The organism is Streptomyces sp. NPDC058864 (genome assembly GCF_042742985.1).
Classification (GTDB): Bacteria; Actinomycetota; Actinomycetes; order Streptomycetales; family Streptomycetaceae; genus Actinacidiphila.
The window spans coordinates 1-26853 of sequence record NZ_JBHYMQ010000051.1 but is presented as its reverse complement, the minus strand read 5'-3'; the positions used below and the strand labels follow the sequence as shown (position 1 = coordinate 26853).

Sequence of the window (26853 nt, the reverse complement as noted above, 5' to 3'; positions counted from 1 at the left end):
ACGTCCCGGCGGCGGGTGTACCGGAGCGAGTCAGGTTCCGTCGCGAGGTTGTGAGGCGCGTAGGACGGCACCAATGATTAGACTATGCAATGTTTGTATAGTCCCATTGGCTGAGAGGGATGCCATGCCTCACAGGTCCAGAAAGGCTCCGACCGCGACGGGTCTTCGGCGCAGTTTGCTAAGGGCACCGATTCGGCTGTACCGATGGCGCCTGGGATGGCTGCTCGGTGGCCGAATGCTGCTCCTCACGCACGTGGGGCGCAGCACCGGTGTGCCCCGGCAGGTCGTCCTCGAGGTCGCGGGCCGGGACCCGGACACCGGCGCCTACCACGTCGCGTCCGGCTTCGGTGAAGCCTCCCAGTGGTTCCGCAACATCCGGCGCACGCCTTGGGTGACCATCCAGGTCGGGGTCCGCACCATGCCGGCGGTTGCCCGGTTGGTGCCCCCGGAGGAGTCAGGCCGATTGATGGCCGCGTATGCGTCGCGGCACCCTCGTCTCGCGCGGCGGCTGATGCGCCTGTGCGGTCTGGAGACGGACGGCAGCGCCGAGGACTACTACCTGATAGGTCGGGACCACATCCCGTTTGTCGCCGTGACTCCCAGTACTGCTTGATGGGTGATCCAGCCGACGGGCCTGCCGCTTCCGTGTTCCAGTACGGGCAGGCCTGTGCCGTCGGAGGTGATCAATGCGTGCAAGGCCGCGGACAGAGGTGTCCTGTCCGTGACTGCCTGCGGCATCTCCGTCAGATCCCTCACGGTGGCAGCGCTCTGGCTGACGTCTGTCCGCGCCACGGCGAGCGCCTCGGCCACGGCGCGGGCCGTGACGACTCCGTGGTACTGACCATCACAGTCGGTGACAGGCAGGGCGCCGTGCCCCGACAGTGCCAAGGAGTCGGCGGCCTGCGAGAGCGGCATGTCAGTTGAGAGCGGCGTCGGCGGTGACTCCATGACGTGTCCGGCAGATACGGAGGCGAACGGGGAATCGCGGTGTGCCTGATCCAGGTCGATGCCCCGCCGCCGCAGTTTCAAGGTGTAGATGCTGTCGCGGGACAGGGCGCGGCTGGTGAGCGTGGCCACCACGATGGCCAGCATCATCGGCAGGATGATCGAGTATTCGCCGGTCAGCTCGAAGAGTACGACCACCGCGGTGATCGGAGCACGCGCTGCACCCGCGAACGCCGCTCCCATGCCGACGAGCCCGTAGGCGCCGGCGTGACCTCCTGTGGCAGGACTGAGGTGGTGGACCAGAATGCCGAAGGCGGTCCCGGTCATGGCGCCGATGAAGAGGCTCGGCGCGAAGACCCCTCCGGAGCCGCCGATGCCTATGGTGAGACTCGTGGCGAGAACCTTGCCCACGAGCAGGAGCAACACGAAGCCGATGACGTATCGGCCCTCGACGGCATTCTCCAGCGCCGGGTAGCCGACTCCGTACATCTCCGGCAGCGCCAGTAGCACTCCGCCGAGCAGCAGGCCCCCTGCCGCCGGGCGAAGCCATTCAGGCCCGCGCCAGGCCCAGTCGCAGGCGTCCTCGACCAGGTACAGGACGCGCGTGAAGCCGAGGCCGACCATGCCGGCAACTACTCCAAGGGCTGCGAACAGGAGATATTGGACGAGGTGGTCGACATGGAAGGCAGGCAGTGCGAGGAACGCCGCGTCTCCGAAGGCTGCCCGGCCGACGACGCTCGCGGTGACGCTGGAGATCACCACCACCCCGAACGACTCCACGGCGAAGTCGCGCAGGATCAGCTCCATCGCGAAGAACACGCCTGCCAGCGGTGCGTTGAAGGTTGCCGCGATGCCACCGGCGGCGCCGCAGGCCACCAGCATGCGCATCCGGTTCTCCGGGACTCTTAGGACACCACCGAGGGTGGAACCCAGCGCCGATCCGATCTGCACGATCGGGCCCTCCCGGCCGACCGAACCACCCGAGCCCATGCAAAGGGCCGACGCGAGGGCCTTGACCACGGACACTTGCGGCGCGATGCGTCCGCCCCGCAGTGCGACGGCATACATCACCTCCGGCACCCCGTGGCCGCGGGCTTCCTTCGCGAACCGCTGCACCAGCGGTCCGTACAGCAGCCCACCGACCACTGGTGCGAGCAGGACGAACCAAGGTCCCAGCCAGGGGAGGTTCGGGTGCGCCGCACGGCCTGCCGCCGAGTAGTCCTGATGCCCGCTGAACAGCCGCGTGAACGCCTGAATGAGCCACCGGAAGGCGATCGCCCCCAGGCCGGCCCCCAGCCCGACGATCAGGCCCAGTGCGACCACGCCCCACTGAGCCTCGCTGCGCCTGCTTCCGCCCCGAATCCTTTGCATGATGCAAAGGTAGCAGCGTGTGCGCCTAGAATTCGACAGTGCAAAGTTTGTATAGAGCAACACTCGGAGCGAGCAACGTCCACCGGGGTTGCCAATGAGGGGGGAGTTGCTGGTTCAGCTGATCGCCTCGGGATGGCTGATTTCGAACGTACGTGCCAGCATGGTCTTCGGCAGGTCGTTCCTACTGGCTAGTGCAATTTGGGTCACCTGCGCGGCGCTGACCCTCTTGGCCGCTGCCTCCGGCGGGTCCACGTGCAGCTGGGTGGTCGTGGGCGCCGCTGTGGCGATGACGTCGACGGCCGCCGCTGCCCGCCGACGGTTCCGGCCGGGACGATCCGGTACCGACATGAGACCTTCCGACGAGTCTTCCGAGTGCCAATGAAAGGCCTCAGGGGTGAACAGTGTGAGGAGCTGCGGAGTTCATGTCTGGTGGCTCTGTTCGCAGGACGGGGTGTGCCCGAGCCGTCTGCGTTGACATGAGCAGGCGGACTACCAGCCGATGTGCAATGGCGCTCCCTCAGCCACGGATGGCTCGCCGCCGGCCTCGGTGAAGGCCTGCAGGGCACGAATCAGATGGCGCCGTTGGCCGGCCGGCATTGCCTCGACGATGCGAGCGATCTCGGACCTGCGGCGTTCGGTCGCCTCGCGCACGGTCCGCCGCCCCGTGTCGGTGAGGGAGATGACACTTGTTCGCCGATCTGTCGGCAGATATCCACGCGTCACCATGTGCACCGCCTCAAGGCGGTCAAGCATGCGCATAGCGGTCGAGGGCTGCACGCCCAGTTCGGTGGCGAGCTGGGACAGGCTCAGTGCCCCGCGGGTGTCGAGGACCACCAGCATGCGGAACTGCGGAAGCGTCAGGGCGTCCTCAACGGCGGCGAGCGAGCGGGCGGACACCGCGACAAGCAGGCGGGAAGCGGTCAGCAGAGCGCTGACCATCGCCTCAGCGTCGGATTCGGAAGCGGGGGTACGGGCGGCCATAACGTCATTTCTACCGCTCGGCTCGCTGGGCATGGCGTACACCCCTGCCCGAAACGCATGCGCGGTGGACGGTGCCTGGGCGATATCGAGATGGACCGGCGATCAGGTCGGGTCCGTCAGTTCACCCGTAAGGCCGATGAGAGCCGTGATGCGCTTGCCCACCGGCTCGCGGTGCGCATCGATGCTGCGGGAGACTGCGAGGATGATCTCCAGTCCGTGACGTCCCACCCGGCCCGGGTCGCTGCCCAATGCCGCCGGGAGGCCGGGGTCGGTGTCCCACACGGTAACCGCGAGTACCCCCTTGTCGACCTCCAGGTCGAGGAGAAGCCTGCCCGGAGCGTACTTGCACGCGTTGGTCACCAGTTCACTGACGACGAGTTGCGCCATGGCCAACGACGAAGGGGAAACCTGGACCGACTGCACCCGACTAAGGAAGGCCTGCGTGAATTTGCGGGCGTCACCGATGGACTGCGTCCTTCCGTCGTAGGCGGCGCTCTTCCTCAGGGGAAGGCGCTCTACTGCCTGCTCGTCCTCCAGGGCGAGGGAGTCCTGCGCTCTCATGAGGCCAGTCAATCCCCGAAGTGGTCTTCTTCTCCGGAAGCGGCAGGGGACTGCGCGGCGTGCCGTCAGGAAAGGGCGAAATAGCGCAGCCACAGGTACACCCCCGATGCTGCCACTGTGGCGGCGGTGACGATCAGGCCGTACTTGGTGAAGGTCCAGAAGCTGATGGGCTGGCGGTTGCGTTCGGCGATGCCGAGGACGACGACATTGGCGGATGCGCCGATCGCGGTGGCGTTTCCGCCCAGGTCGGCGCCCAGCGCCAAGGCCCACCACAGCACATGCTGACCGGTGGGGGCGCCGCCCAGGTGTTTGACGAGGTCCGCGGTGACGGGAGCCATGGTCGCCACGTACGGGATGTTGTCGACGACGCCCGACAACGCGGCGGAGCCGAAGAGCAGACCCAACGTCGCGCTCAGCTCACTACCCCCAAGGGCACCCGCCAGGGCGTCGGAGAGGTCGCTGATGACGCCGGTCTCGATCAGCGAGCCGACCATGACGAAGAGGCCGGCGAAGAAGGCGAGGGTGGGCCACTCGACCTCTTTCAGTACGGCATTCGTCTCGACCCGGGAGACGAGTACCAGGACACCCGCGCCCAGCAGCGCCACCACGCTCGGCGCATAGTGCAGCAGTGGATGCAGGACGAAGCCGGCGATGACCAGGGCCAGAACCCCGAGCCCCTGTGCGAGGAGCCGGGGGTCGCGGATGGCCTCACGCTCCTCCAGTTCCATGATCTCGGCGGCCCGCTCTTCGTCGTAGACGAAGTGCCTGCGGAACATGAGGCGGCACAGCACCAGGAGGACGCCGGTCAGGACGACGGCGATGGGGGCCAGGTGGATGAGGAAGTCGTTGAAGGTCAGCCCGGCACGGCTGGCGATGATGATGTTCGGCGGGTCGCCGACGAGGGTGGCCGTGCCGCCGATGTTGGAGGCGAAGACCTCGGCGATCAGGAACGGCGCGGCCGGCAGGGCCAGGCGTTCGCACACCAGCAGCGTCACCGGGGCGACCAGCAGGACGGTGGTGACGTTGTCCAGGAGCGCCGAGGCGAGCGCGGTGATCACGACCAGCATGGCCATCACCCGGTAAGGCTTGCCCCGGGCTCGCTTCACCGACCAGATGGCCAGGTACTCGAAGACGCCCGTCTGCCGCAGTACACCGACGATCGCCATCATGCCCAGCAGCAGGAAGATGACGTCCCAGTCGACGCCCGCGTGCTCGCTGTAGAACGCGGTCTTGTCGTCGGTCGCCCCGATCAGCAGCATCAACGCGGCACCGCCCAGGGCGGCGGCCGTACGGTGGACACGTTCGCTGATGATCAGGACGTACGTTCCGGCGAACACCGCGATCGCCGCCCAGCTGTGCCAATTGCTCATGTCACCCCGAGGAGTCGTTCCAGCAGATGGGCCGCGGTGATCACTCCGAGCAGCCGGGCACCCGTCTTGTCCTTGTTCACCACTGCCACCAGCGGGCTGCGCTCCCTGGCCATCAGGGCGGCGACCTCCAGCGCGGTGTCGTCCGGGTCGCACACCGGCGGGATCTGCCGTTCCTTGGGCAGGGCGTCACGGACGGGCCGGCCGGACAGCGCCCGGCACAGCCGGTCGGCGTGCCTCTCGTCCACCACGGCCGCCAGCGTCGGGTCCTCGATCACGTAGTCGGGGACCAGCAGCTTCACCAGACGCGAGGCGGGCAGGATGGCGTGCGGGGTGCCGTCCTCCTTGAGCACCAGCACCCCTGGCAGATGGCGGTCGGCCAGGAGCCGTGCCGCGTCCAAGGTGTCGCTGTCCAGACTCACCGACGGGTACTCCACCGCCAGGTCACGTGCGCGCATGGCCGGTCTCCTCCTTCCGGGCCGCGGGCAGCGGCTTCCGGTCATCGTCCTCGGCCACATCATCGTCCGGAATGCCCACGAGGTCTTCGACGTCGAACATCCGGGCGATCGGTACGTCGGTGCTGCTGTGCGCGATGATCGAGAAGGCGATGCACACCGCGATGAGCGTGTAGGCCTTCTGGCCCTCGGGGATGCCGGACTGCAGGACCAGGAGTCCGTAGACGACGGAGGCGAAGCCCTTCGGGCCGAACCAGGCGGCGGTCAGCTTCTCCCGCCTGTCGATGGTCCGGTTGCCGAGCAGGGACACGAGCAGGGACGCGGGACGGATCAGCACGATCGCCAGCACCGCCGCGCCGTATCCGCCGAGCGAAAGGTCACCGAACAGACCGGGCGTCAGGAGAGCTCCGAAAACGAGCAGGGCCGCGAACTTGGCCAACTCGGCCAGCGACTCGCCGAGCGGCTCGAACGCTTCCCTGCTCTCGGGGGAGACGGAGGCGAACACCGCACCGGCCGAGAACGCCGCCAGGTAAGGGTTGGCATGGGTCAGATGGCAGGCCGCGTACAAGATGACGCCGACGGCAAGGGGCAACAGCGGCTGGAGCTTGGGTTCCGCGCCCAGGAGCCGGAAGCGGACCAGCCACGCGACGACCAGAGGCAGTGTGATCCCCAGTGCCAGACCGCCGATGAGTTCGATTCCGATCTTGCCCAGGTCCGCCTCGGCCGACGCCGCGGTCGGCCCCGCGGCCGCGATCAGCACGAGCACCACGGGAAGGGCCAGGCCGTCGTTCACGCCGCTTTCGACGTTGAGCAACTGGCGCAGCCGCGCCGGCACCTCCTTGCGACCCACGATGGCCGACGCGAAAACCGGGTCCGTGGGTGCCAGCACCGCGCCCACCAGGAACGACGTCGTCCAGTCCAGACCGGCGAGGAAGTGCGTGACCAGCGCCATGCCGAGCAGCGCCAGCGGCATCCCGATTCCCAGCGCGCGTGCCGGGTTGCGCCAGGCCCCGCGCAGCGCCGGGAACGAGACGTGCATCCCGTCGGTGAACAGCACGGCGAACAAGGCCAGGTCAGCAGTCACCGCCACGATCCCGCTGTCCGGGGTGATGTGGATCACTCCGAGGAAGCCGTCACTGACGAGAGCTCCGCCGAGCAGGAAGAGGAGGGAGGTCGATAGCACCGAGCGCGCCGCGAGACCGGACAGCAACACGGCGACCAACAGCGCGGCCCCGAACACCAGCACGAGTACCACGAAAAACCGCCCCCGATCGACGAAGAGAAAGATCCCCTGTTCGCCGACCAGACTTCCCGGCACACCGCAGGGCACCTTACCCGATTCATACGTTCCTCATACGAGACTTTGATGTCGACTTCGACACGGTGACCCAGATGACAAGCTCGAATGTCGCAGATGCCCTGGTCGCCTCGTTTGCTCTGTGCAAAAGTGGTTGACCGGGCATGTTGGTCAGAAGGCGTCACGGAATCCGGAGAGGGAAATCTTGGCCGAGCAGCAGAGGCACCCTGTCAACCTACTGACGGTGCTCCCGTTCGCCATGATGGCCTTCGTCGCCACCGTGGACGTCCTGGCCGGGCCGGGCGTCGGCTTCTTGCCGTTGCTCTCCCTAGGCCCGGCATTCGCCAGCCTGACCGGGACGCCACGCCGCACCGCGGCCATCGGCGCTCTGGCCCTCTCGCTCTGTGTCTTCCTCGGCTTCTACAACGAGCTGTTCCACGTACGCCGCGGTTACACGGCCCTGCTCTCGGTTGCGGGGGTCTCCGTCGCCGCCCTCGCGGCTACGGCCGACCGCCGGCGCAGGGAGGCCGAACTCGACACGGTCCGCTCCGTCGCGGAGGCCGCCCAGCGGGTGCTGCTGCGTCCCGTGCCGCTGGTCGCCGGCAACCTGCGGATCGCCGTCTCCTACACCTCAGCTGCCGCCGAAGCCCGCATCGGCGGCGACCTGTACGAGGTCGTCGCAGCGGACGGCGCGGTGCGCATCATCGTGGGTGATGTCCAGGGCAAAGGGCTGGAGGCCGTTGAGACCGCCGCCATCGTCCTGGGGGCCTTCCGCGAGGCCGCACACGACGAACCTGATCTGGTGTCCGTGAGTTCGCGGCTCGAGCGGGCCCTGAACCGAAGGCTGTCCGGTGAGGAATTCGTTACCGCCGTCCTCGTCGAGGTCAAGGCCGATCGTAAGGTCACCCTCCTCAACTACGGCCACCCCGCCCCGCTGATCCTCCGTGCGGACGGCATATTCTGTTTGGCCGAGCCGCCCAGGAGTGCCCCGCCACTGGGCCTTGCCGAGATCGGTCCCATCGGTCCCCTCCCCTACCGAGTCCCACTCGCTCCAGGTGACCAGATGCTTCTCTACACGGACGGCGTCACCGAGGCCCGCGATCGTGACCGGCGCTTCTACCCGCTCGGTGAACGCTCCCACCTGCTGAAGGACGCCGATCCCGACGCCGCCCTCGAAGCCCTGCGCAAGGATCTCGAGCAGCACACCGGTGGTCCGCTTCACGACGACGCCGCCATGCTTCTGATCCGCTACCGGGGGTCGGCGTAAGGGTCGAGCGCCCGAGCGTTGCACAGGCGAAATTTTGCACTGTAACAACATGGCCTCCGTTCCATCGCGGAAACCGCAGAAGCCCTCGGAATCCCGGTCTCCCCGGCAGCGTGCGCGTTAGCGTCGCGAATGCGCGTACGAATCACGAACAGGAGGCGCCATGTTGCCCAACCGGTTCACGGCCGGAACCGCTCTGGTGGCGGGAGCGCTGGTCTGCACGATCGCCGCCATCGCTTACCCGGCGATGTCCGGCATCGATGCCGCGTCGTCGTCACCGGAGGCCAACGCGTTCTCCACGCAGTACGGGCCCATGACCCCCCTAGACCGGGAGTTCGTCGTGAAGGTACGTCTGGCCGGGCTGTGGGAGTTCCCCGCCGGGCAGATGGCCCTTCAGAAGGGCACCACGCAGGCGGTGAAGACGGCCGGTGAGCACCTCATCGACGGCCACACCGCCCTGGACAGCACCGCCCGTACCGTGGCCACCCAGTTGGGGATAGTCCTGCCCAATCAGCCGACACCACAGCAGCAGGGCTTCCTGGGGACCCTTTCGAGCGCCAACGGACCTGGTTTCGACACCACGTTCGCCAACCTCCTGCGGCTGACGCACGGACAGATCTTCAACACCATCGCCAAGGTCCGCTCCACCACGATGAACAGCCTCGTCCGGCAGTTGGCCGATCAGGCGAACGACACCGTCCTGGACCACATCACCGTCATGGAGCAGACCGGACTGGTCGACTTCCCCCAGGTCGTGTCCCAGACGACCGCGAGCCCGACCATCAACCCGGGCGACGCGGTCGCGCCGTCGCCCGTTCCGGGGGAGCCCACCCTGATCGTCAACCCCACGGCTGTCCCGTCGCTGCCGCCTGCGGTCTCCGCACCGCCAACGTGACCCGCGGAGCGGGGGTCACGGAAGAGGCATGAACGGGCCAGCCGAGAGGAAGGCCCGGATCCTCTCTGCCACGGTGGACCAGTCGTGTCCGCACCAGATGAAGTGGCTGTCAGCCTGGCTCTCGACAAGTTCAGCGCGGGCGATGGCGGCGGTCAGGGACTGGGCGTGCGCGAACGGTACGGCGCCGTCCTTGCGGGTGGCGACCACGAGCGTGGGCTGACGGACTGCGGAGGTGACGTCCGGGACGGGCCGCAAGTCGTTGAGGAAACCACTACCTGATCGCATCCGGGAGAACAGGGAGACCAACGTCGAACGGTCCTCGGGACGCAGAGCGGCGACCACGTCTCGGACCGGCACCGTGGACAACCCACCCAGCAAGAGCCCCAGGCACGTCTCCGGCGCGAGACGCATGAGCCCACGGATCGCAGCCCACGTCGCGTGCTCCGTGGCGGGGGCGAATACCGCGTGTGCGCCAACGCGGGTGAGCCGGTCAGGCCAGGCAAGCCATCCGACCGCGCTTTGCAGGATCAACCGCTGCACCAGGTCGGGATGGCGTGCGGACATCGTTACCGCGCTGGGTCCTCCCCCGGATATCCCTACCACAGCCACGATCTCGGTAATGCCGAGATGCTCGCACAGCGCCCGGATGACGTCGGTGAACCCGCTGACCGAAGTGCCGGTTGACAGCGGTGTATGACCGTAGCCCGGCCGAGACGGCGCCAGCACCGTGTAGCCGGATTCGGCGAAGACTTCCTCTCCCAACGCCAAACCTGCCCGCATGTGTCCGCCGTGCAATACCAGCACGGCGGGACCCTTTCGTTGCTCCAGCCTGTACTCGACCAGGCCCTGGTCCAGGCGAGCGACCGATGTGGACCGCTCTGCCTCGGTCATGGTGACCACCTTCTTGTGCTCTGGTCTGGTCGTCGTCTCATCTGTCGGCCGCGGCAGCCCGAAGTGCAGGCTTCTGCCTTTGTCAGACGTGTTGCCATGGCAGGTACCCCACTGGAAGCACGAAGCTCATGACCACTCCGACTGTTGCGGTCGTGACTGCGCTCACGTGGACGAGCCAATGTCCGTAGTTTCCGAAAAGGAGGCATCGTACGAGGCCCCCCAGCCCGCCCAGGGCGGCGATGATGCCGAGCTCGACGGCCAGGCCGATGTTGAATATCTGCACCACGCCCAGGACGCCGAGGCCCACAGCAAGGGGGGCGCCTCCAGCCCAGTCACGCATGGTTCCTCCCGTCGTCCATCGGCGGTCCTGCGTGCGGTGATGCCGTTGAGCAGTTCGGCGAGGTCGACTCCCATGGTGGAGCTGAGCTGTTCCATGCCCTGCGCCACGTTGTCCGGGACCGTACGGGACAGCCGGCGGGCGCCGTCCGTCGAGATCACGGTCGTCTGGTCCACGGTGCCCATCGGCTCGGACGCCTTGGCGACGACCTGGGGCAACACCCCCACCCAGGCGACGAACACCGTCCCGAGCCCGGTGCTGCCCAGGACGATCGCGCCGGTGAAGCCGAGCATCGACACGAAGCCGGCGATCACCGGCAGCGACAACAGCCCGTCCAGGCCGCCGAGCCCGTCCAGCACGCGGTCGAAGACGAACGCCACCGCCAGCACCACCAGACCGGCGGTGCCGAGACCGAGAAACCACCCCATCCTCCCCCCACCCCCCAGCACGCCGATCGCCCGAAGGCACCGCGATGGTGCCATGAAGCACACCACCGGGACATTGCCGCGTTCCGGCAATTCTTACGCGCGCTTTACGACCTGTTGGTGGCACCCGTCGTTATGGAGGCTGCTCGGGCGGCCCAGAAGCCGGGCGTTCCCGATCACCGGCATTCGCGGCACAGCGCGTCGGGAGACTCGGGAGAGCGCGTGCACCCATCAACGAAAGGCTTCATCCCAGGGGTACCGCGACGGTGCCTCCCTGGGGTCCAATGGTGGTAGACAAGCCCTTCGCACCCGTACCGGTCAGAAGAGGCGCGCAAATGGATCCATGGTTGATCTGGTTGATCATCGCAGCCGTGTTGGCTGTGTCGGAGATCTTCACGCTCACTGCAGCGCTCGGAATGCTCAGTGCGGCCGCCTTGGTCACGGCAGGGTCCGCCGCGGTCGGGCTGCCGCTGCCCTTCCAGTTTCTTGTGTTCGCCATTGTCGCCACTGTCGCCGTACTGTTCGTGCGCCCTATTGCGCTGCGTCACGTGCTCCAGGCGCAATCCGAGCGTTTTGGCATTGATGCACTGGTCGGCAAGGCCGCCTATGTCGTCTCCGAGGTGTCGGGGCGGGCTGGCACGGTCCGCATCGATGGTGAGGAATGGACGGCACGCGCGTACGACGACACGCTGGTGATTCCTCCAGGAGCGACCGTTGACGTCATAGAGATCAGTGGTGCCACCGCAATCGTCTACCCCAGGGACTGAAACCATGGAGACCTCGGCGTTCTTGATCGCCGGCCTGATCATCGCCCTGTTCGCGGTTCTCACCGTGGTGCGGGCCGTCCGTATCGTGCCCCAGGCGCGTGCGCGCAATGTGGAGCGTCTCGGCCGATACCACCGGACCCTGCAACCCGGTCTCAACCTTGTGATCCCTTACATAGATCGCGTTCATCCGGTGATCGACCTTCGAGAGCAGGTCGTCTCCTTCAAACCGCAGCCGGTCATCACCGAGGACAACCTGGTTGTCGAGATCGACACCGTCCTGTACTTCCAGGTCACCGACCCAAGAGCGGCCTTCTACGAGATCGCGAACTTCCTCCAGGCGGTCGAACAGCTCACCGTCACCACCTTGCGCAACGTGGTGGGGTCCATGGACCTGGAGAAGACCCTCACCTCACGTGACACCATCAACAGCCAGTTGCGGGGGGTGCTGGACGAGGCGACTGGTAAGTGGGGGCTGAGGGTCAACCGGGTGGAGATCAAGGCCATCGACCCTCCTCAGTCCATCAAGGACGCGATGCAGAAGCAGATGCGGGCCGAGCGGGACAAACGGGCCGCGATCCTCGGGGCCGAAGGGCAACGCCAATCGCAGATTCTCACCGCCGAAGGCGACAAGCAGGCCGCCGTTCTGCGCGCGGAGGGTAACCGTACGGCTGCGATCCTCCAAGCCGAGGGCCAGTCCCGTGCCATCGACGAAGTGTTCCAGGCCGTGCATCGCAATGATCCAGATCCCAAACTGCTGGCCTGGCAGTATCTCCAGGTGCTGCCCCAACTTGCGCAGGGCTCGGGCAGCACTTTCTGGGTGATCCCCAGCGAGGTGACCTCCGCGCTCCAGGGCGTCTCCCGCGCCTTCAGCGAGGTGCTCCCGCCCTCGCCGGCCACCCGCGACAAACCCTCGGACGACATGGCTGCTCAGGCCGCCAACGACACGGTACAAGCCGCAGAAGCTGCTGCCGCGGCTCTTGCTGACGCGGCCAGGGCCGAGACGCCACCTCCGCCATCCACCCACCCCATCCCTCGCGCTGATGGCGTCAGCTCGTAAGCATCAGCCGCCTGATCACCAGGAAGTCGTAGGTATGAAGACTGCGGCAACCCCCGCCGCGATCGGTGGTGGAAGCCGATCAACTTGCGGTGGGATCCTGGCCGGTATGGCGATGTCTCGGACCACACCGCTGGATCATGGACAGCACTCTGACCATCTGCAGCGTCTTCTACGGCCTGACGGCGTCCCGCCCTAGCGGTTCTTCGGGCCAGCCAAGCAGCCGGGCGCCCATTGCCGCTGTCTGCAGGGTGTAGCGGTGCAAGGCGTCGTTCGGGTCGTAGCCGGTCAGCGTCTTGATGCGGTCCAGGCGGTAGGTGAGGGTGCGCACTCCCAGCCCCAGGCGCCGGGCCGCTTCGGCGTTGACGTAGCCGGCTTCTGCATGAATGGAGATGGTCTCGAGCAGAGGTCCTGCACCGCCGCGAGCTGTGGACAGGGGGCCCAGGACGCTCCGCACGAGGTCTGCCATCGCGGTCCGGTCACGCATCAGGACCGGGAAGACCAGCAGTTCCTCAGCGTGTAGAACCGGAGGGTGCAGCCGCAGCCGTTCGGCGACGTCCAGCGCTCCCAGCGCCTCCTCGTAGGATCGGACGATGCCACCCGCTCCGGCATGAGTGCGGCCCACGGCCACCCGTCGTGCCGCGTCGTATCCGGGGCCCGGATGCAGAGCGGCGTCCGCGAATGCGGCGCTCACCGCCCGGTCCGTGCTGGACGTGACGCACACCAGTCGGCCGTCCTTGGTGGTCAGGAGTATGTTTCGCTCTCCGAAGCGGGAGATCAGCTCCCGTTCGATGCGCCGGATCACGGGATGGCCGTCCTCGAATGCGTCCGCACCGCGACCCACCGCGACCATGTGCTCCTGTCCGAGCCGCAGGCCGAACCGCTCCGCGCGGTCCGCCAGCCGTCCCGGATCACTGCGCCCGTACAGCAGGTCGTCGATGAACTCCTGCCGCGCGGCTTCCTCCTGACGTACCTGAAGCCGCTGGGCCCGCTCATGTCCCTCGCCCAACGCGGCGATCGCCGCCTCCGCCGCCGACAACACCGCCTCACCCATCCAGACTTCCACCCCGGGCAGGGATCGCCAGGCGTCACGCGTCGCCGCCAGGTAACCGCCGACCAGGTCTCGCAAGCCAAGACCCGCGTCCGCACCGCGCTCGCCCAGGTCCCGCAGTCCGTCCAGCTCCGTCCGCCAGAGCCGTCGGCCAGTGCTCGACACCTCGGCCAGCATCTTCAGGTATGCGTCCAGGTACTCGGGCGGTATGCCCCTCGGATTCGACACGTGGACCTCCATCACTTTTTCACCGGCCGCCGTCAGCCGGCCGAACAGATATCGATGCCCTCGCGCTGCTCGGGCGGGTGCGGGCGGGGGCACTTCGGCGCCCGGCCATTCGAGTAGGTTCCAGATATGGGTGAACGACCGCCGCCGTGGCGCAGGTTGGCCTTCCTTGTGCTGGTTGTCCGGCCGGCTCTTTCTGCGCCGAGCTGGCGCTTGGCCAAGTAGCTGAATGGGGCCGCGCTGACATCCGCCCATGCTGCGCGGGGAACCCGGCGTCCCGCAGCTTTGTAATGCTTCACCTCTTACGCCAGTGCCGCTGCGCGGCGCTCAGGACCAGCCCGACAACCAAGAGCGGACAACCGACGGCGAGCAGGGGCAAGCCAGGTCCTGGCAGTACGTACAGCATCGCGCCGGCAAGAACGAGCACGGCCCCGAAAAGGGCCAGGACCGTGCCGGCGATCGGCATCTGTCGAGACCCCTCTCCGGGGGTGGGCGGCGAAGCGCCTTGCCGCCCGATCAGGAATGCGACAAGAAGGCTGATGAGAACAGCCCAGGCCGGTGCGGCCCAGCCTGTGTCGGGCCATGCGAGCGACGTGGCGATGGCCCCAATCCCTATTCCGGCACCCTGCGCCCGCCGGTCGTGGATGAACGCCCAGTAATGCCGGGCGGTGCCGGGATGGCGCAGCTCGTCCAAGCCGGTCCGAACGATCAGGGCGGCGATGACCACGGCGGGTGCGATCGGGGTGGCTTCCATGATGACCCTCAGTCGGAGGTGTCGGGAGGCGTGTGCGCGAAGCCCTCATTGTGGTGATCAGCGGTATCGAGGTCCTCTTCCTCGCACAGGCGGCGGTAGACACGGTTGCGCCGTGCGAGCAGCACCGCGGCAACGGCCGCCGCCGTGGCGGAGCCGACCAGGACAGCGGCCTTGACGTGCTCGACGGCGTCAGGATCTGTGAAGGCGAGTTCCCCGATGAGCAGCGAGACGGTGAAGCCGATGCCCGCCAGGACGGACAACGCCACGACATCCGCCCAGGCGAGGCCCGGGTTGAGCCGGGCGCGGGTGAAGCGGACTGCGAGATATGTGGCCGCGAAGACGCCGAGGGTCTTGCCGACGGCCAGTCCCAGCAGGACACCCAGGGGCTCGGGGCGGGAGAAGACCTGCCCCAGAGCGGAGCCCGAGATGCTCACACCTGCGGCGAACAGTGCGAACAGAGGAACGGCGACGCCCGCTGATACGGGTCGCAGCGCGTGTTCGGTGCGCTCGCCCGGTGACGCCTTCTCCGCCGGACGGTCGTCGGAGGCGTCGTCACGGTGGATGCGCAGGATGAGCCCCATCGCCACGCCGGCCACGGTGGCGTGAACCCCGCTGTTGTACATCAGCGCCCAGATCGTGATTCCGAGAGGCACGTACCACCACCAGCCGCGCACCCTCAGCCGTTGCAGTCCCCAGAAGGCGGCCAGTCCGGCTGCGGCCGCGCCGAGTGCGAGGAAGTTCAGGTCGTGGCTGAAGAAGACGGCGATGACGAGGATCGCGCCCAGGTCGTCGACGACGGCCAGTGTGAGCAGAAACGCGCGCAACGCTGATGGCAGGTGGGTGCTGATCACGGCCAGGACGGCGAGGGCGAAGGCGATGTCGGTGGCCATCGGCACCGCCCAGCCGGCCTTGCTGCCACCACTCGCGGCTACGGTTGCCACGTAGATCCCGGCGGGTACGGCCATGCCGCAGATCGCGGCCACGATGGGCAGGACGGCCGTGGCGGGATTGCGCAGTTCACCGACGGCCAGTTCCCGCTTCAACTCGATACCGGCGACGAGGAAGAAGATCGCCAGCAGGCCGTCGGCGGTCCAGTGTTGCACCGACAGGTGCAAGCCGAGCGCGGGTATCCCGAAATGGAAGTCTCGGACTGTCTCATAGATGCCGGTGAGCGGGCTGTTCGCCCAGACCAGCGCCACCGCGGCGGCACCGAGCAGGAGCAGACCCCCCACCGTCTCCGTCCGTAGAGCCTGGGCGAGTACGGCGCGCTCAGGCCTGGACAGCACTCCGAAGAGCAAGGGGCGGGAACGGGTGGTGACGGGCATCGGGACCGGCCTCCGGCTGTTCGACAGACGGGCACAGCCCGTTTGGACGCCGACCAGACTTCCCGGCACACCCCGCATCGTCTTGACGCGTTCTTTACACCCTAACGGCCGACTGGGCGCGGGGGCGACCGGGTCAAGAAAGCCGCCCCCGTGGGTGTGGCGGTCAGATGCCGGGAGTGGGGGTCTGATGTCCGCGGTGTCGCAGCAGTCGGGCGAGTCCGTGGCGGGTGGCCGCGAGGACGACGCGGTCATCGGGCTGGAGGACGTAGCCGGGATGCAGGTCCCAGGCCAGTTCCGGTTCACGGGTGTCGAGATCGTGGTCGATGGCGGCGGCCAGGTCCGGGCGCCGGTCGGACGGTGCGGCGAGGTCGAGAGCGAGCACCCGCCATTCACCGGGGTGGAAGGCGTCGCGGATGGTGCGCCCCTCAAGCTCGGCGTGCCCGCGTACTTCAACGGCGGCGAAGAGGAGCACCTGACGTTCTACCGGTATGGCGCCGAGGATCTGGCGGCCCATCATGGCGCCGGCGAACGCCGGCGCCGCCAGCGTGGAAACGCTGCGGCTGCGGGTCGTCGCTTCGGGATAGGAGTCGCGCAGCGCCCGGTAGACAGTGGTGGCGAAGTCGTCGTCGAACAGCCGCATCACCACGCGCAGCGCGGGGGCAGCCTCCCGGGCGTACAGCGCGGCTTCGAGATTGGTGGTGTCGTCGCTCGTGAGGGCCATCAGAGCACGGCCGGCGCCGACGCGGGCCGTCTCCAGTACACCTTCCTGGGTGGCGTCCCCGATGACGACCGGCACGCGGCGCGCACGGGCCGTGCCCACGCCGCGCGCCTCGGGGTCCCGTTCGACGCAGACCACGTCGATGTCGAGCGCACACAGCCGGTCGAGGACCCGGCTGCCGACCTTGCCCAGGCCGATCAGGACGACGTGTCCGGACAGGCCCCGGGGCGGCAGCCGCAGAGCGGAGGCGGTGCGGAAGCTTCCCAGTGTCTCCAGCACGATGGCGAAGAGCACCGGCAACAGCGCCATGCCGGCGAGTCCGGACAGCAACTGGAGAATCTGACGTCCTGGGCGCTCGTCCACCGCCGGGTCGTTGATGTTGAGGACGTCCAGCAGCGACAGGTACGCCGCGTGAAGCGGAGAGCCCCCTATGACACGCCAGGTCAGGGCGGCGAAGACCACTTGCAGGACGATGAGACCGGCGGCGGCGTACCTCAGTCGCGGGGAGAACAGCTCCCGCAGTGGCGGTGCGCCCTGGCGGCGCCGCCGGGCCGTGGGCTGGCCCTGGCTCCGGGTGATGGCTTCCAGCACCACGCGGCCGTGCGAGCCGGCCGCGGTCTGGACGGTCCGGTCGTCGGGCAGCAGCCGCGCGCCGCCGGGACCGGGGCCGTCGGCCTCGCCACCCGGATCGGCGTGGGAGTCGGACAGCACGGCCAGGGTGCACAGCGCCGGTGCGTGGCGAAGGCCGTCGTTCTCGCTGTTCAAGGGCCGCTCGGCGGCGCGCAGGAGTAGTCCGTCTGCTTGGACGACCTTGCTGCTCCCGACCACGGCCGCCGCCACCAGCGCCGGGGCGGCGGTGTCCGCGTCGGACAGGACGGTGGTCGACGCGTCGATTTCGTAGGGCCGCAGTTGGGGAGAACGGCTTGCGGCGGCCCGTTCGAGCAGGTCCTCCAGATGGCGGCCCAGCTTGCGGTTGTACATGCGGATGACGAGACGGATGTCGGGATTCATGCGCCGGGCCCGTAAGGCGGCGTGGATGTTCGTCTGGTCGTCGCCGTACGCCAGCGCCAGGGCAACCGCGCCCTCCACTCCCGCCTCGCGCAGGGCCGTGTCGCTCGGTTCCATCGCCTCCAGGACGCGCACGCCGTGTCGCCGCGTGAGCTCGGCGATCTGCGGTCCGTGGTTGTGGCGCAACGACGGCAGGACCACGGTGACGTGCTCGCCGTAGACGGCGGACAGTTCGTAGGCGAGCCGGTGCGCGAGCGCGTCGTCACCGCAGATGACCATGTGGCCTGGTGGCGGTGGATGCTGGGCTTGGCTGGGAAGGCTGTGCACGCCCGTAGCTTCCCTGATGCGTGACAAGGAATCCCCCCGTTTCCCTTTCTCGGCCGGTACTCGGTTGTTCGCCTGCCTGTGTCAGGTGGACTCGGCCCGGGCCTCGACGTCCTCCACTCCTGACGGGCGGCCGGCATGGGCCCAGCGCATGTAGAGGGCCCCGGCGATGGCGAGGGTGGCGGCAAGGGAGAGCACCGGCCATCCGCGCAGCAGGTTGACCAGGAGGGTGAACGCGACGGCTGCGGCCGCCACGGCATTGACCGCTGCCAGTGCCCCCTTGCGCTCGCCGTGTGCGAACCGGGCCATGGCCAGCAGGCCCACCAGGAAGCTGACGAAGACGGACACCGCGTAGAACAGCACCAACTCCTGTTCCTGCCCGGCCGCCGCAACAATGATCAACGCGGCGGCGGCGAGGTAGACCACGACGGAGCAGTACGGAGTGTGGTGCCGGTTGACCCGCCCAAGCACCGGCGGTAGAACACCGGGGCGCCCGGGTGTGCCCGCGAGTGCCTTGAGGAGTCCGGGCCCTGCCTGGAAGGAGGAGCTGGCAGCCGCCAGGAGGAGCAGGGAGCTGGTCAGCTGGAAGGCTCCGTAGAGCCAGCCGGGTCCGGCGGCGGCGCGGGCGATGTCCGCGATCTGGGTCGAGTCCGCGCCGGGCAGCCCGATGTTAAGGCGGACAGCCAGGGCGGTGAGGGCAAGGGTCAGACCGGCGACGACTACCAGCAGCAACGCCAGGGTGCCCCGGCCGAAGCGCCGGCGGTGCGTGTCGCCGAGCTGGCCGAGTTGCGCGATCGCGGTGGAAGGCGCTTCGACGCCGGTGGCCAGAGCCATGGCCACCGGGAAGGCCAGCACCACGGCGAGAACCGCGGAGTGGCCGGGATCGGCCGTCGCCGACACCGTGCCCACGCTGTGCGGGCCGGTGAACCCCAGGGCCACCACGGTCACCGAAACCACGAGGAACAGAACGGTCATGGTTGCGAAGACCAAGCGCCCGCCGTGCCCGAACCAGGTCAGTCCCGCGACGATCAGCAGCAGAAGCAAGGCCAGCGGAATGCGCACCGGAGCCAGCCCCGGAAACAGCGCGATCACCGCACTGGCGGCGGCCGCGATGGAGATGCCGATGGTCAGCACGAAGTCGACCACCAGCGCCCCGATCGGCAGGAACGTCCAGCGGGGGCCGAAAGCCCGGGCGGCTGCCGCGGCGGCGCCTCCGCCCTTCGGGAAGCGCCGCACCAATTGCCAGTAGTTGGCCGTGATCACCACGACCAGGCCCACCACCAGTGACATGGTCGGCAGCAAGAGCGCCAGATCCCCGTGCAGGGCATGCAGCGCGGCTTCGATCGCGTAGGCGACGGAGGAGACCGGGTCCGCGATCACCGCGAAGGAGAACGCGAAGAAGAGCACGAACCGGCGCGTCCGGGGACCGGCAGCGTCTCCGTTGCGGGAGAGGGCGGGGACGGTTGTCCGTGAGGCGGCCATCGAAGGCCTTTCGTGACGGCGAAGACGACAACGACTTATCTCGCCGACCAGGCTTCCCGGCACACCGGGCACCAACGGTACGTCAGAGTCGCAACAAAGAGGCGTTAAGGAACCGTCAAGACGAAGAGACCTGGGCTGACGTGCCCGGTTACGGCAACGAACCGGTTCTCCCGCTGCAGCGGTCGCTCATTCTCCACCGCCGGACACCGTGCGTTTACTACGGGGCATGAACATGACGTCGGTGGCGTGGCCATGCCTGGCCTGGATCGCACCGCTTCTGCTGAGAACGGTGGCGGTGTCGGTCCTGGGACAGCACTGGTCGCGGAAGGCAACCGCAGGGCAGCCGATTCAGGTCTGGTGCCGCATGGAGGGCGACGCGCCGTTTTACCCGTGGCGCTTCGTACGGGGGCGCCTTGCCTGGGACGGGTCGGGTGGCCTGGTGTTCCGTCCTTATGGGCGCGCCCCGATCCCGCTCGGCGGCAAGGGAGCCGTGCTGTCGGTGACCGGCCCTCGTCGTTCACGGCGGTGGTCGCTCGCCCGGACCCGGATCGTGTACGCGCCCGCTCCCGGGGCGTGGCCCGTCCGTCTCGACGTCACGACCGCCTACGCGCCTGTCCTTCTCGCCGTACTCCGTACTGCCGATGTCTCTTCGTCACCGCGGAGACCTGCCGGAAGACCAGTGTGGCGGTGGCTGTCGGCCGGCGCCTTGGTTCCTCTGGTCGTCGCCGTCGGCCTGCTTGGCACCGCCGGCTACATGTACGGGCTGGGGCAGACGGTCCGGGCATCGGTGTCTGCCAACGAGTACGGCCGATGTGCGGTGACCTGGGCAGACCCCTGGGAACGTGTGCCCCGGCATGCCAGGGTCGAGTGTGGCACCGAGCGCGTCGGCTCTTCACTCGAGGTGACGGCCCTTCCCTGGCCCCTGCGCGGACGGGCCGTCGACCGCACCTTCACCCCGTGGCTATGGGGTTTCCCCATCGTCCTGTTCTTGACGATGGGGCTGGTGACGGCCCTCGGCACGTTGATTCGGGAGGCAAGGAGCTGGCGACCGCCCCGGGGAGGCGGTCCTGGCCGCGGAGCGGCCTTAACGGGCTTTTCCGCACTCCACTGAGGTTTCTGAGATCTGCCGCGGTAGCCACGTGGACCGCGACCCAGGTTCTCGCTAAGCCGTGGTCACCGCACGGACTGGGCGCGCTGCTGCTGTTCCGGTTCTACCGATCGGTGGTAGGAACACACACCGTGACGCCCCTACCGCGCAGCCCACAGGCGGCAGGGGCGTCCCTCATTTCCAGGGCAGTCCCACGGGCGTGTGGAGGTACGTCTTGTGGGACCACATATCCATCATGCACTGGTATCCGGGGCACCGCGCCCTGACCTGCGGGCTGCTGTGAGACGGGCCCCTCCTTTCGCACGGAAGCGGCCAGCCTCTGGGCCGAAGCGCGAGGGGGTGGCTCCTTTCTGCTGCATGCTCCCGCGGGCCTGCCGGGGCATGTCGACTTCGTGCCGCGCTACCGCGGATCCATCGGTGCCGCCCGTGGACCGTCGGGGTCGGCGGGGTCAGCCGCACTCCGTCCGCGGGCGTCACGAAGTGGTCATCGGGTAGGCATCTATCGAGCGGGCCCGGGAGCGGTCCGAGGGCGGCAGTGCGGCCGCGGGCAGCCCAGCTGGGGATACGGGTAGCAGGGCCCTACTGCGGTGGCGTCGGCGTTCCTCTCGCGGACAGGAGATCAGCATGAACGTAAATTCTGCTCCTGAAGGCAAAGCGCCGGTGCCTCGGTCGCGATCGGGGCTCGCCGGGCACCGTTCAGAGCGCACCGGGACAGAGACTCCCACAGCCCCCAGTTCCCTTGGTTTGAGACTGGTCCTGGCAGCCATGTTTGCGCCGCTGCTTCTTATCGGAACGGTGCTCTTTGCGCTACTTGCGGCGAGTGCCGAGGCCGAGGGCTCTCCCGGGCGGGGCGGGTACGCGGGGCTGGCTCTGCTGTGCGCAGTCCTCGCTGCGGGTGCCCTGCTCGACGTGATGGTGATCCACGCCCGACGTCGGGAACGTGGCGCCGGACTTGGCTGAGCGGCCGGCCGAGATCGGTGGTCACCGGCCGCGCGGTGCCGGGGCGGCTCGGAGAGGAGGTGAGACCGTGACACGTCCCATTACCGCTGCCAGCGGGCTGGAGCAACTGGAGAGCTCCTTCGCGGGGGTAGTACAGGCAACCGGCGCGTCCGTCGGCTTGCTCTACCTGATTCTTCCCGGTGGGCGGGTGCAGCAGCTGGCACTGATTTCCGGGGCTTCCCGTCGGCTGGCCGCCCCCTGGACACGGGTGGCACTCGATGCCTCCACACCGGTGACGGATGCCATCCGCGAGCGGCACATGGTGTGGTTGGGCAGCCAGCAGGACATGGCGTGCCAGTACCCCAATGTCGGGCTGGTGGTGCCTTACGACTTCATGCTGGCCGCCGCTCCCATCACCCATGGCACGACCGCCTGGGGAGGGATCGCGCTGCTGTGGCCCCAGTGGCACCGGCCGCAGCTCAGTCGCCGCGAGGAGGACGCGATCAGCGCTTTCTGCAGCCACACCGGCCTCCTGCTCAAGCAGGCTGCCGACCGCGGCGAACCCGTATTGCCCCGCAGCGAGCCGCAGTTGCTGAGCCCGCTGCGCCGATTCGACCGAGGGGAGGCCGCGGCCCTGGCCGCCGCCGAGTTCGCGGAACGCCTGCCGATCGGTTGCTGCGCACTGGACCTGGACGGACGGGTCACTTATGTCAACGCTGCGGCGGCCGACCTGCTCGGCTCCGGCGTCGCCGATCTGGAGGGCAGCAGGCTGTGGGAGGCGCTGTCATGGCTGGACCATCCTGTCTATGAGGATCGTTACCGGGCTGCGGTCATAGGCCGCCGACCGACCTCGTTCACCGCCCTGCGTCCGCCGGACCACTGGCTGTCCTTCCAGCTGTACCCGGACGCCTGCGGGATCAGCGTCCACATCACTTCCGCACAGGTCGAGCCGGCGACCGACCGTTGTGACCGGGAGCCCCGGGCAGAGGAGGCCAGGGCGGCGGAGCAGTACCAGTTGATGCACCTGGCGGCGACTCTGACACAGGCCGCCGGCACTCAGGACGTCGTTGATCTGGTCACCGACCAGCTGGTGCCCGCCTTCGGACCTCAGGGCCTGGCCCTGATGACGACGGAGGAGGGGCGGTTGCGCATCATCGGGCACCGTGGGTACAGCACCGACTTCCTGAACCGCTACGACGGCGCCCCCTTGACAGCCGTCACGCCACCCGGACAGGCCCTCATCAGCGGCGTTCCGAGCTTCTTCGCCAGCTTTGCGGACTTCCAGCGCGCTTACCCCGAAGCCGTCCGCTACCGGTCCCGCGACGCCTGGGCCTTCCTGCCGCTGATCACCTCCGGACATCCCGTCGGAGCCCTCGTGCTGTCCTACGACCATCCCCGACCCTTCCCTTCGACGGAACGCGCCGTCCTTACTGCCCTGGCCGGACTCATCGCCCAGGCCCTGGACCGCGCCCGCCTTTATGACACCCAGCACGAACTCGCCCACAGCCTCCAGACCGGACTGCTCCCCCGGAGCCTGCCGCGTGTCCCGGGTCTGGAGGTGGCCGCCCGGTACAGGCAAGCCGGCCGCGGTATGGAGGTCGGCGGGGACTTCTACGACCTCATCCACTGCGACACCGCCTCCTGTGCGGCCGCGGTGATCGGTGACGTCCAGGGCCACAGCGTGCGCGCGGCGGCCCTGATGGGCCAGGTCCGTGCCGCCGTCCACTCCCACGCCACAGCGGGCCCGCGCCCCCACGAAGTCCTGGCCTGCGCCAACCGCCTGCTGATCGACCTCGACCCCGGCTTGTTCACAAGTTGCCTCTACGCCCACCTCGACCTGCCCCGGCACCGCGCCCACCTGGCCACCGCCGGCCATCCCCCACCGCTGATCCGCCACCCCGATGGGCGCACCGATGTCCTCCGGCTCCCGCCGGGCCTGCTCCTGGGCATCCAGCCGCACACCGACTACGCCACCGTAGAGATCCCGTTGCCCTCCGGTACCATGCTCGGCCTCTACACCGACGGCCTTGTCGAATCCCCAGGAACCGACATCGACGAGACCATTACCGAGTTCGCCCGTCAGCTCGCCCAAGCTCCGGAGCAGAGCGTCGATGCCCTCGCCGACACCCTCATCCACCACGCCGGCCGCACCACGCCTGGCACCGACGACATGGCCCTGCTTCTGATCCGCGCAACCTGAGGTACGACGTCGACGAGATCGCAATGCACATGCGGACTCGACCGTTCGGGGCTGATCGACCGGAGTATCGGCCTCAAGATGTGGCGGCCCCTGATTCGGGGGATCGTTGGAGATCGTGAGCCACGACGACACGGACGACCTTGTCCCACCAGCAAGCCCGCACATGGTCGAGGCCGTACTGCAGGGGCCGGCACATGAGGTCGCGCTTATCAGGCAATGGATTGAGTTCCGCTCGGTTGAGGTCCGCAGCTCAATAGTGGACCTGCCGGACGGCACCGTCCGTTGCCGGATGTACGTCATCGCGGAGAGGGAGTAACGCGGCTGTTCCACCCGGTGACGGTCACGCTCCAGCTCTTCCTCACCCCGGAGTTCGTGAACCTGCTGCGTCAGAGGTGGGCCATGACCCGGGCCGCAGCCTTGTCGCTGGCGTGCCCCTCCAGGGCGGCCCACTCGGCGACGTCGAAGGGCCAGCGGGTGTCGGCGTAGGCGATGACGACGTGGCGGCCGTCCTGTCGAATGGTGTGCTGGTGGTCGCCTGGCACGGTCCCGGCGGCCACGACGGCGGCGGCCGAGGAGGCGTTGCGGCACTTGAGGCGGGTCTGGGGCATGATCAGCGCTCCTGCGTTCGCTGGCCGATTGGCGAGGGTGCTATGCGGGAGCCTAATGCGGAGGGCGATCGACCTCTTCCGGCAGGGCGCATTTGGCGCAAAACGGCTGTCGTTGACCCAGAGCTGTGAAGTGCCCCGGCTAGCACACTGCCGGGTATGCGTCCTTCTCATCCCACCGACCCTGCGGTGCCTGATGCGGGCCCGGCCGTTTGCGTGGGCCTGGTAGCGCTCTCACGTGCCTCCCGCGATGTCAGAGCTGTGGGCCCGGACACTATGACGCCTCCTTGACCGAACTCCTGGTAGGCGCACTCACTCGAATGCACCTTCCGGCTTGAAGTTCGTGCGACGTGGCGCGATGCTGCGCGTGCGCGTCCGAGAGCCTCGACCTGCTCCGTAAGCTTCGGGCCTGGGAAGGCCCCCACCGGATCCACCGGTGTGGGGCTCTTCGTCTGGGCCAAGATGCGCTGTGCCTCCACCGGGGCATGCTGAGAGTGCGGCCCCGCCCACGCCCGTCGCCCCGACCCAGGCGGGGTCGCTCATCAGCCGGGTTCGTCCTGACCCCCGATCTTTCGCACGGCCGGTTCCTCAGGGTGGCGAGGCGACGGTCCCGTCTCATCCTGGGCCGAGTCGCGCTCTCCGCGGAAGAATCTCTTTCCGCGCCTGTCGCGTGCTGCACCCCGCCGCCAGGCGAGGTCTGCATCTGATGTGCGGCGATGCAGAAGGCAGCACAGGGGCGGCTGAGACAGCCCCGCCGCCCGCGGGGTCAAGCGTGGACGTATCGATGCAGTGTTCCTCATGGGTGTCCTACAGCCCCTTCCTGTTCGCGTGCGGTCTGCGTACGCCATGATGGACGTGGCCCAAGCAGACCCCATCCTTCGAACATCCTGGGGCCGCGAGTAGAAGGACATCTCGATGGCTGACCTAGACATCACTACTGACCAGTACGACCTTCTGACTCTCTGCGCCCTGCGGGTCGGGGAGGCGTCCGTCGACTGGAGCCTGCTCGCTCGAAACGCCCAGGCTCCCGACGACATAGCTGCCCTGTTCGGAGGCCAGGTGCGTGAGGACTCCCGCACAGCCCGGAAGAACTTGCCGCTGCTGCAGGAGGCGCTTGCCGATCTTGGTCCTGCCCGCAGCAGGGTTGACGCGGAGCTGGCAGCGGCTTGCAAGGTGGGTGCCCGCCTGGTCACCGTTCTCGATGCCGACTATCCGGCCAATCTGCGGATGGTCCCCAATCTCCCGCCGTTCCTCTTCTACCTTGGGGAGCTCGAGCAGCGCGACGCGCGGTCCATTGCAGTTGTCGGCACACGCAATGCCTCAGTGGAGGGCCTGAAGCGCTCGGCGAGAATGGCTCGCGAGCTAGTGGATCACGACGTCGTCATCGCCAGCGGACTTGCCAAGGGCGTCGACGCAGCGGCTCACGAGGCGACTCTCGATGCCGGCGGCCGGACGTTCGCCGTCATGGGCACTGGCATCGCCGCCCCCGTCTATCCGGCCGAGAACCGTCCACTGGCCAAGCGGATCCTTGATGAGGGCGGTGCCTTGATCAGCCAGTTCTGGCCGAACAGCGGCCCCGCTCGCTGGACTTTCCCCCGTCGCAACGTCGTCACCTCAGGAGCCACCTTGGGTAGCGTTGTCATCGAGGCGTCCAGCACCTCTGGCGCCAAAATGCAGGCCCGCCTTGCCGCCGAACACGGCAAGCTGGTTTTCCTGATCAAGTCCCTCGCGGACACTCAGCCATGGGCCGCAAAGATGATCGTAGAGCGGCGAGCCATCCAGGTCACACAGTCCAGCGACATCACCGACAGGCTCGGCACCGCGGCCAGCGTCCAGCGAGCCAGTCAGCAGCGCCAGCAGCTCGCCCTGGCTGGCCTGTGACCACGAGCCTTCCAGAGCCGGCGGGCTTCCCGAACTGTCCGGCGTGCGCCTTCGTACTCACGGGAGCGGCCCGCCTTTGCTCGGACTGCGCCGGCCAGACCCTCCAGCCTGTCTCGGCCTCCCATTGCCCCGTGTGTTCTCAGACGGTTTTGGCAGGCCAGGTCTGCGCCAATCGACTGTGCGCCCTGCCCGTGGAACAGCGTGGGTTTTCCCGTGTGGACGCGGTTGCCATGTACTCGGGAGCCCTCCGTGACAAGATCCATCGCCTGAAGTACGGCGGTGCCCACGGCTGGGCGATCGTTTTCGGACGGCTCCTGGTCGGTTGGATGGAGACCCACCCGGAACTCATGCACGACATCGACTACGTCGTGGGCAATCCCACGCATGCCGATCGAATACCACTGCAGCACATAGAAGCGATCATGGACGCCGCGTACAACGAGGACGTCGCCCACGCCTTCCCGCTCAGCCCACCCGGCGCCCATCTTCTGATCAAGACGTCCGAGACCGCTCAATCGGCCAAGCGTTCGGGTCTGTCCAACGAACGGTGTAACTCGGGTGGTGTGAGTTAGCGGCGGCCGAGGGAGAGTCGGCCGTCGAAGGCGATGTCGAAGGCTTGCAGG

The 26853-nt window shown here is 67.9% G+C and carries 24 protein-coding genes; 9 read left to right on the top strand and 15 right to left on the bottom strand.

What is annotated here, in order from left to right; all coding sequences use genetic code 11:
• The first annotated feature begins 73 nt into the window (after positions 1-73).
• Positions 74-613: a nitroreductase family deazaflavin-dependent oxidoreductase gene (locus ACFW3D_RS29915; RefSeq protein ID WP_500509193.1), complete on the top strand. Its 540-nt coding sequence runs from the start codon at positions 74-76 to the stop codon at positions 611-613.
• Here ACFW3D_RS29915 and ACFW3D_RS29910 read toward each other — a convergent pair.
• The 7 genes from ACFW3D_RS29910 to ACFW3D_RS29880 all read right to left on the bottom strand — a co-directional run bounded on the left by ACFW3D_RS29910 (position 556) and on the right by ACFW3D_RS29880 (position 6935).
• Positions 556-2316, bottom strand: coding sequence for a chloride channel protein (locus tag ACFW3D_RS29910; protein ID WP_500509192.1), 1761 nt, complete (start codon positions 2314-2316; stop codon positions 556-558). The genes ACFW3D_RS29915 and ACFW3D_RS29910 overlap by 58 nt on opposite strands.
• 114 nt (positions 2317-2430) lie before the next feature.
• The gene (locus tag ACFW3D_RS29905) at positions 2431-2664 is read right to left on the bottom strand and encodes a hypothetical protein (RefSeq protein WP_500509191.1); all 234 of its coding nucleotides are present in this window, start codon (positions 2662-2664) and stop codon (positions 2431-2433) included.
• A 141-nt stretch (positions 2665-2805) separates the two neighbouring features.
• A complete protein-coding gene (locus tag ACFW3D_RS29900) occupies positions 2806-3297 on the bottom strand; it encodes a MarR family winged helix-turn-helix transcriptional regulator (protein ID WP_500509190.1) in 492 nt (163 codons plus the stop codon).
• A 102-nt stretch (positions 3298-3399) separates the two neighbouring features.
• The gene (locus ACFW3D_RS29895) at positions 3400-3858 is read right to left on the bottom strand and encodes an ATP-binding protein (RefSeq protein WP_500509189.1); all 459 of its coding nucleotides are present in this window, start codon (positions 3856-3858) and stop codon (positions 3400-3402) included.
• Positions 3859-3923: 65 nt separating this feature from the next.
• Positions 3924-5228 (bottom strand): ArsB/NhaD family transporter, encoded by a 1305-nt coding sequence (locus tag ACFW3D_RS29890; protein ID WP_500509187.1) that lies wholly within the window; start codon positions 5226-5228, stop codon positions 3924-3926.
• The gene (locus ACFW3D_RS29885; RefSeq protein WP_500509185.1) at positions 5225-5683 is read right to left on the bottom strand and encodes a CBS domain-containing protein; all 459 of its coding nucleotides are present in this window, start codon (positions 5681-5683) and stop codon (positions 5225-5227) included. Before ACFW3D_RS29885 ends, ACFW3D_RS29890 begins: the two co-directional genes overlap by 4 nt.
• Positions 5670-6935: a cation:proton antiporter gene (locus ACFW3D_RS29880; protein ID WP_500509259.1), complete on the bottom strand. Its 1266-nt coding sequence runs from the start codon at positions 6933-6935 to the stop codon at positions 5670-5672. Before ACFW3D_RS29880 ends, ACFW3D_RS29885 begins: the two co-directional genes overlap by 14 nt.
• A 301-nt stretch (positions 6936-7236) precedes the next feature.
• Between ACFW3D_RS29880 and ACFW3D_RS29875 the strand changes: the two genes are divergently transcribed.
• On the top strand, positions 7237-8244 hold the full coding sequence (locus ACFW3D_RS29875; protein WP_500509256.1) for a PP2C family protein-serine/threonine phosphatase: 1008 nt from the start codon (positions 7237-7239) through the stop codon (positions 8242-8244).
• A gap of 160 nt (positions 8245-8404) precedes the next feature.
• Positions 8405-9136, top strand: a complete 732-nt coding sequence (locus ACFW3D_RS29870) for a DUF4142 domain-containing protein (protein ID WP_500509183.1) — start codon at positions 8405-8407, stop codon at positions 9134-9136.
• Positions 9137-9151: 15 nt separating this feature from the next.
• On the opposite strand, the gene ACFW3D_RS29865 is transcribed toward ACFW3D_RS29870, so the two are convergent.
• Together ACFW3D_RS29865 and ACFW3D_RS29860 are read right to left on the bottom strand one after the other, a co-directional pair.
• The gene (locus ACFW3D_RS29865; RefSeq protein ID WP_500509180.1) at positions 9152-10027 is read right to left on the bottom strand and encodes an alpha/beta fold hydrolase; all 876 of its coding nucleotides are present in this window, start codon (positions 10025-10027) and stop codon (positions 9152-9154) included.
• Between the two features lie 162 nt (positions 10028-10189).
• Complete coding sequence (locus ACFW3D_RS29860; RefSeq protein WP_500509177.1) at positions 10190-10792, bottom strand: hypothetical protein; 603 nt, start codon at positions 10790-10792, stop codon at positions 10190-10192.
• Between the two features lie 332 nt (positions 10793-11124).
• Here ACFW3D_RS29860 and ACFW3D_RS29855 point away from each other — a divergent pair, with 332 nt between their 5' ends.
• Both ACFW3D_RS29855 and ACFW3D_RS29850 read left to right on the top strand, forming a co-directional pair.
• Positions 11125-11556 carry an NfeD family protein gene (locus ACFW3D_RS29855; RefSeq protein WP_500509175.1) on the top strand — a complete coding sequence of 144 codons (432 nt, stop codon included), beginning with the start codon at positions 11125-11127 and terminating at the stop codon, positions 11554-11556.
• 4 nt (positions 11557-11560) lie between these two features.
• Complete coding sequence (locus ACFW3D_RS29850) at positions 11561-12613, top strand: SPFH domain-containing protein (RefSeq protein ID WP_500509173.1); 1053 nt, start codon at positions 11561-11563, stop codon at positions 12611-12613.
• Between the two features lie 169 nt (positions 12614-12782).
• Here ACFW3D_RS29850 and ACFW3D_RS29845 read toward each other — a convergent pair whose 3' ends face one another.
• The 5 genes from ACFW3D_RS29845 to ACFW3D_RS29825 all read right to left on the bottom strand — a co-directional run bounded on the left by ACFW3D_RS29845 (position 12783) and on the right by ACFW3D_RS29825 (position 19422).
• Positions 12783-13901 (bottom strand): PucR family transcriptional regulator, encoded by a 1119-nt coding sequence (locus tag ACFW3D_RS29845; RefSeq protein ID WP_500509171.1) that lies wholly within the window; start codon positions 13899-13901, stop codon positions 12783-12785.
• A gap of 280 nt (positions 13902-14181) precedes the next feature.
• On the bottom strand, positions 14182-14640 hold the full coding sequence (locus tag ACFW3D_RS29840; RefSeq protein WP_500509169.1) for a hypothetical protein: 459 nt from the start codon (positions 14638-14640) through the stop codon (positions 14182-14184).
• 8 nt (positions 14641-14648) lie between these two features.
• On the bottom strand, positions 14649-15965 hold the full coding sequence (gene nhaA, locus ACFW3D_RS29835) for a Na+/H+ antiporter NhaA (RefSeq protein WP_500509165.1): 1317 nt from the start codon (positions 15963-15965) through the stop codon (positions 14649-14651).
• Positions 15966-16128: 163 nt separating this feature from the next.
• On the bottom strand, positions 16129-17970 hold the full coding sequence (locus tag ACFW3D_RS29830) for an NAD-binding protein (protein ID WP_500509254.1): 1842 nt from the start codon (positions 17968-17970) through the stop codon (positions 16129-16131).
• 129 nt (positions 17971-18099) lie between these two features.
• A complete protein-coding gene (locus ACFW3D_RS29825) occupies positions 18100-19422 on the bottom strand; it encodes an amino acid permease (RefSeq protein ID WP_500509163.1) in 1323 nt (440 codons plus the stop codon).
• Positions 19423-21632: 2210 nt separating this feature from the next.
• Here ACFW3D_RS29825 and ACFW3D_RS29820 point away from each other — a divergent pair.
• Entirely contained in the window at positions 21633-23744 is a 2112-nt protein-coding gene (locus ACFW3D_RS29820) for a SpoIIE family protein phosphatase (protein ID WP_500509252.1), read from the top strand.
• Positions 23745-23859: 115 nt separating this feature from the next.
• Positions 23860-24060 (top strand): hypothetical protein, encoded by a 201-nt coding sequence (locus ACFW3D_RS29815; RefSeq protein ID WP_500509161.1) that lies wholly within the window; start codon positions 23860-23862, stop codon positions 24058-24060.
• A gap of 70 nt (positions 24061-24130) precedes the next feature.
• Here the strand turns inward: ACFW3D_RS29815 and ACFW3D_RS29810 are convergent, their stop codons facing one another.
• Entirely contained in the window at positions 24131-24352 is a 222-nt protein-coding gene (locus ACFW3D_RS29810; RefSeq protein ID WP_500509159.1) for a hypothetical protein, read from the bottom strand.
• Between the two features lie 912 nt (positions 24353-25264).
• Between ACFW3D_RS29810 and ACFW3D_RS29805 the strand changes: the two genes are divergently transcribed.
• Complete coding sequence (locus ACFW3D_RS29805) at positions 25265-26230, top strand: DNA-processing protein DprA (protein WP_500509157.1); 966 nt, start codon at positions 25265-25267, stop codon at positions 26228-26230.
• Positions 26231-26361: 131 nt separating this feature from the next.
• Positions 26362-26802 carry a hypothetical protein gene (locus tag ACFW3D_RS29800; protein WP_500509155.1) on the top strand — a complete coding sequence of 147 codons (441 nt, stop codon included), beginning with the start codon at positions 26362-26364 and terminating at the stop codon, positions 26800-26802.
• The last annotated feature ends 51 nt before the right edge of the window (positions 26803-26853 follow it).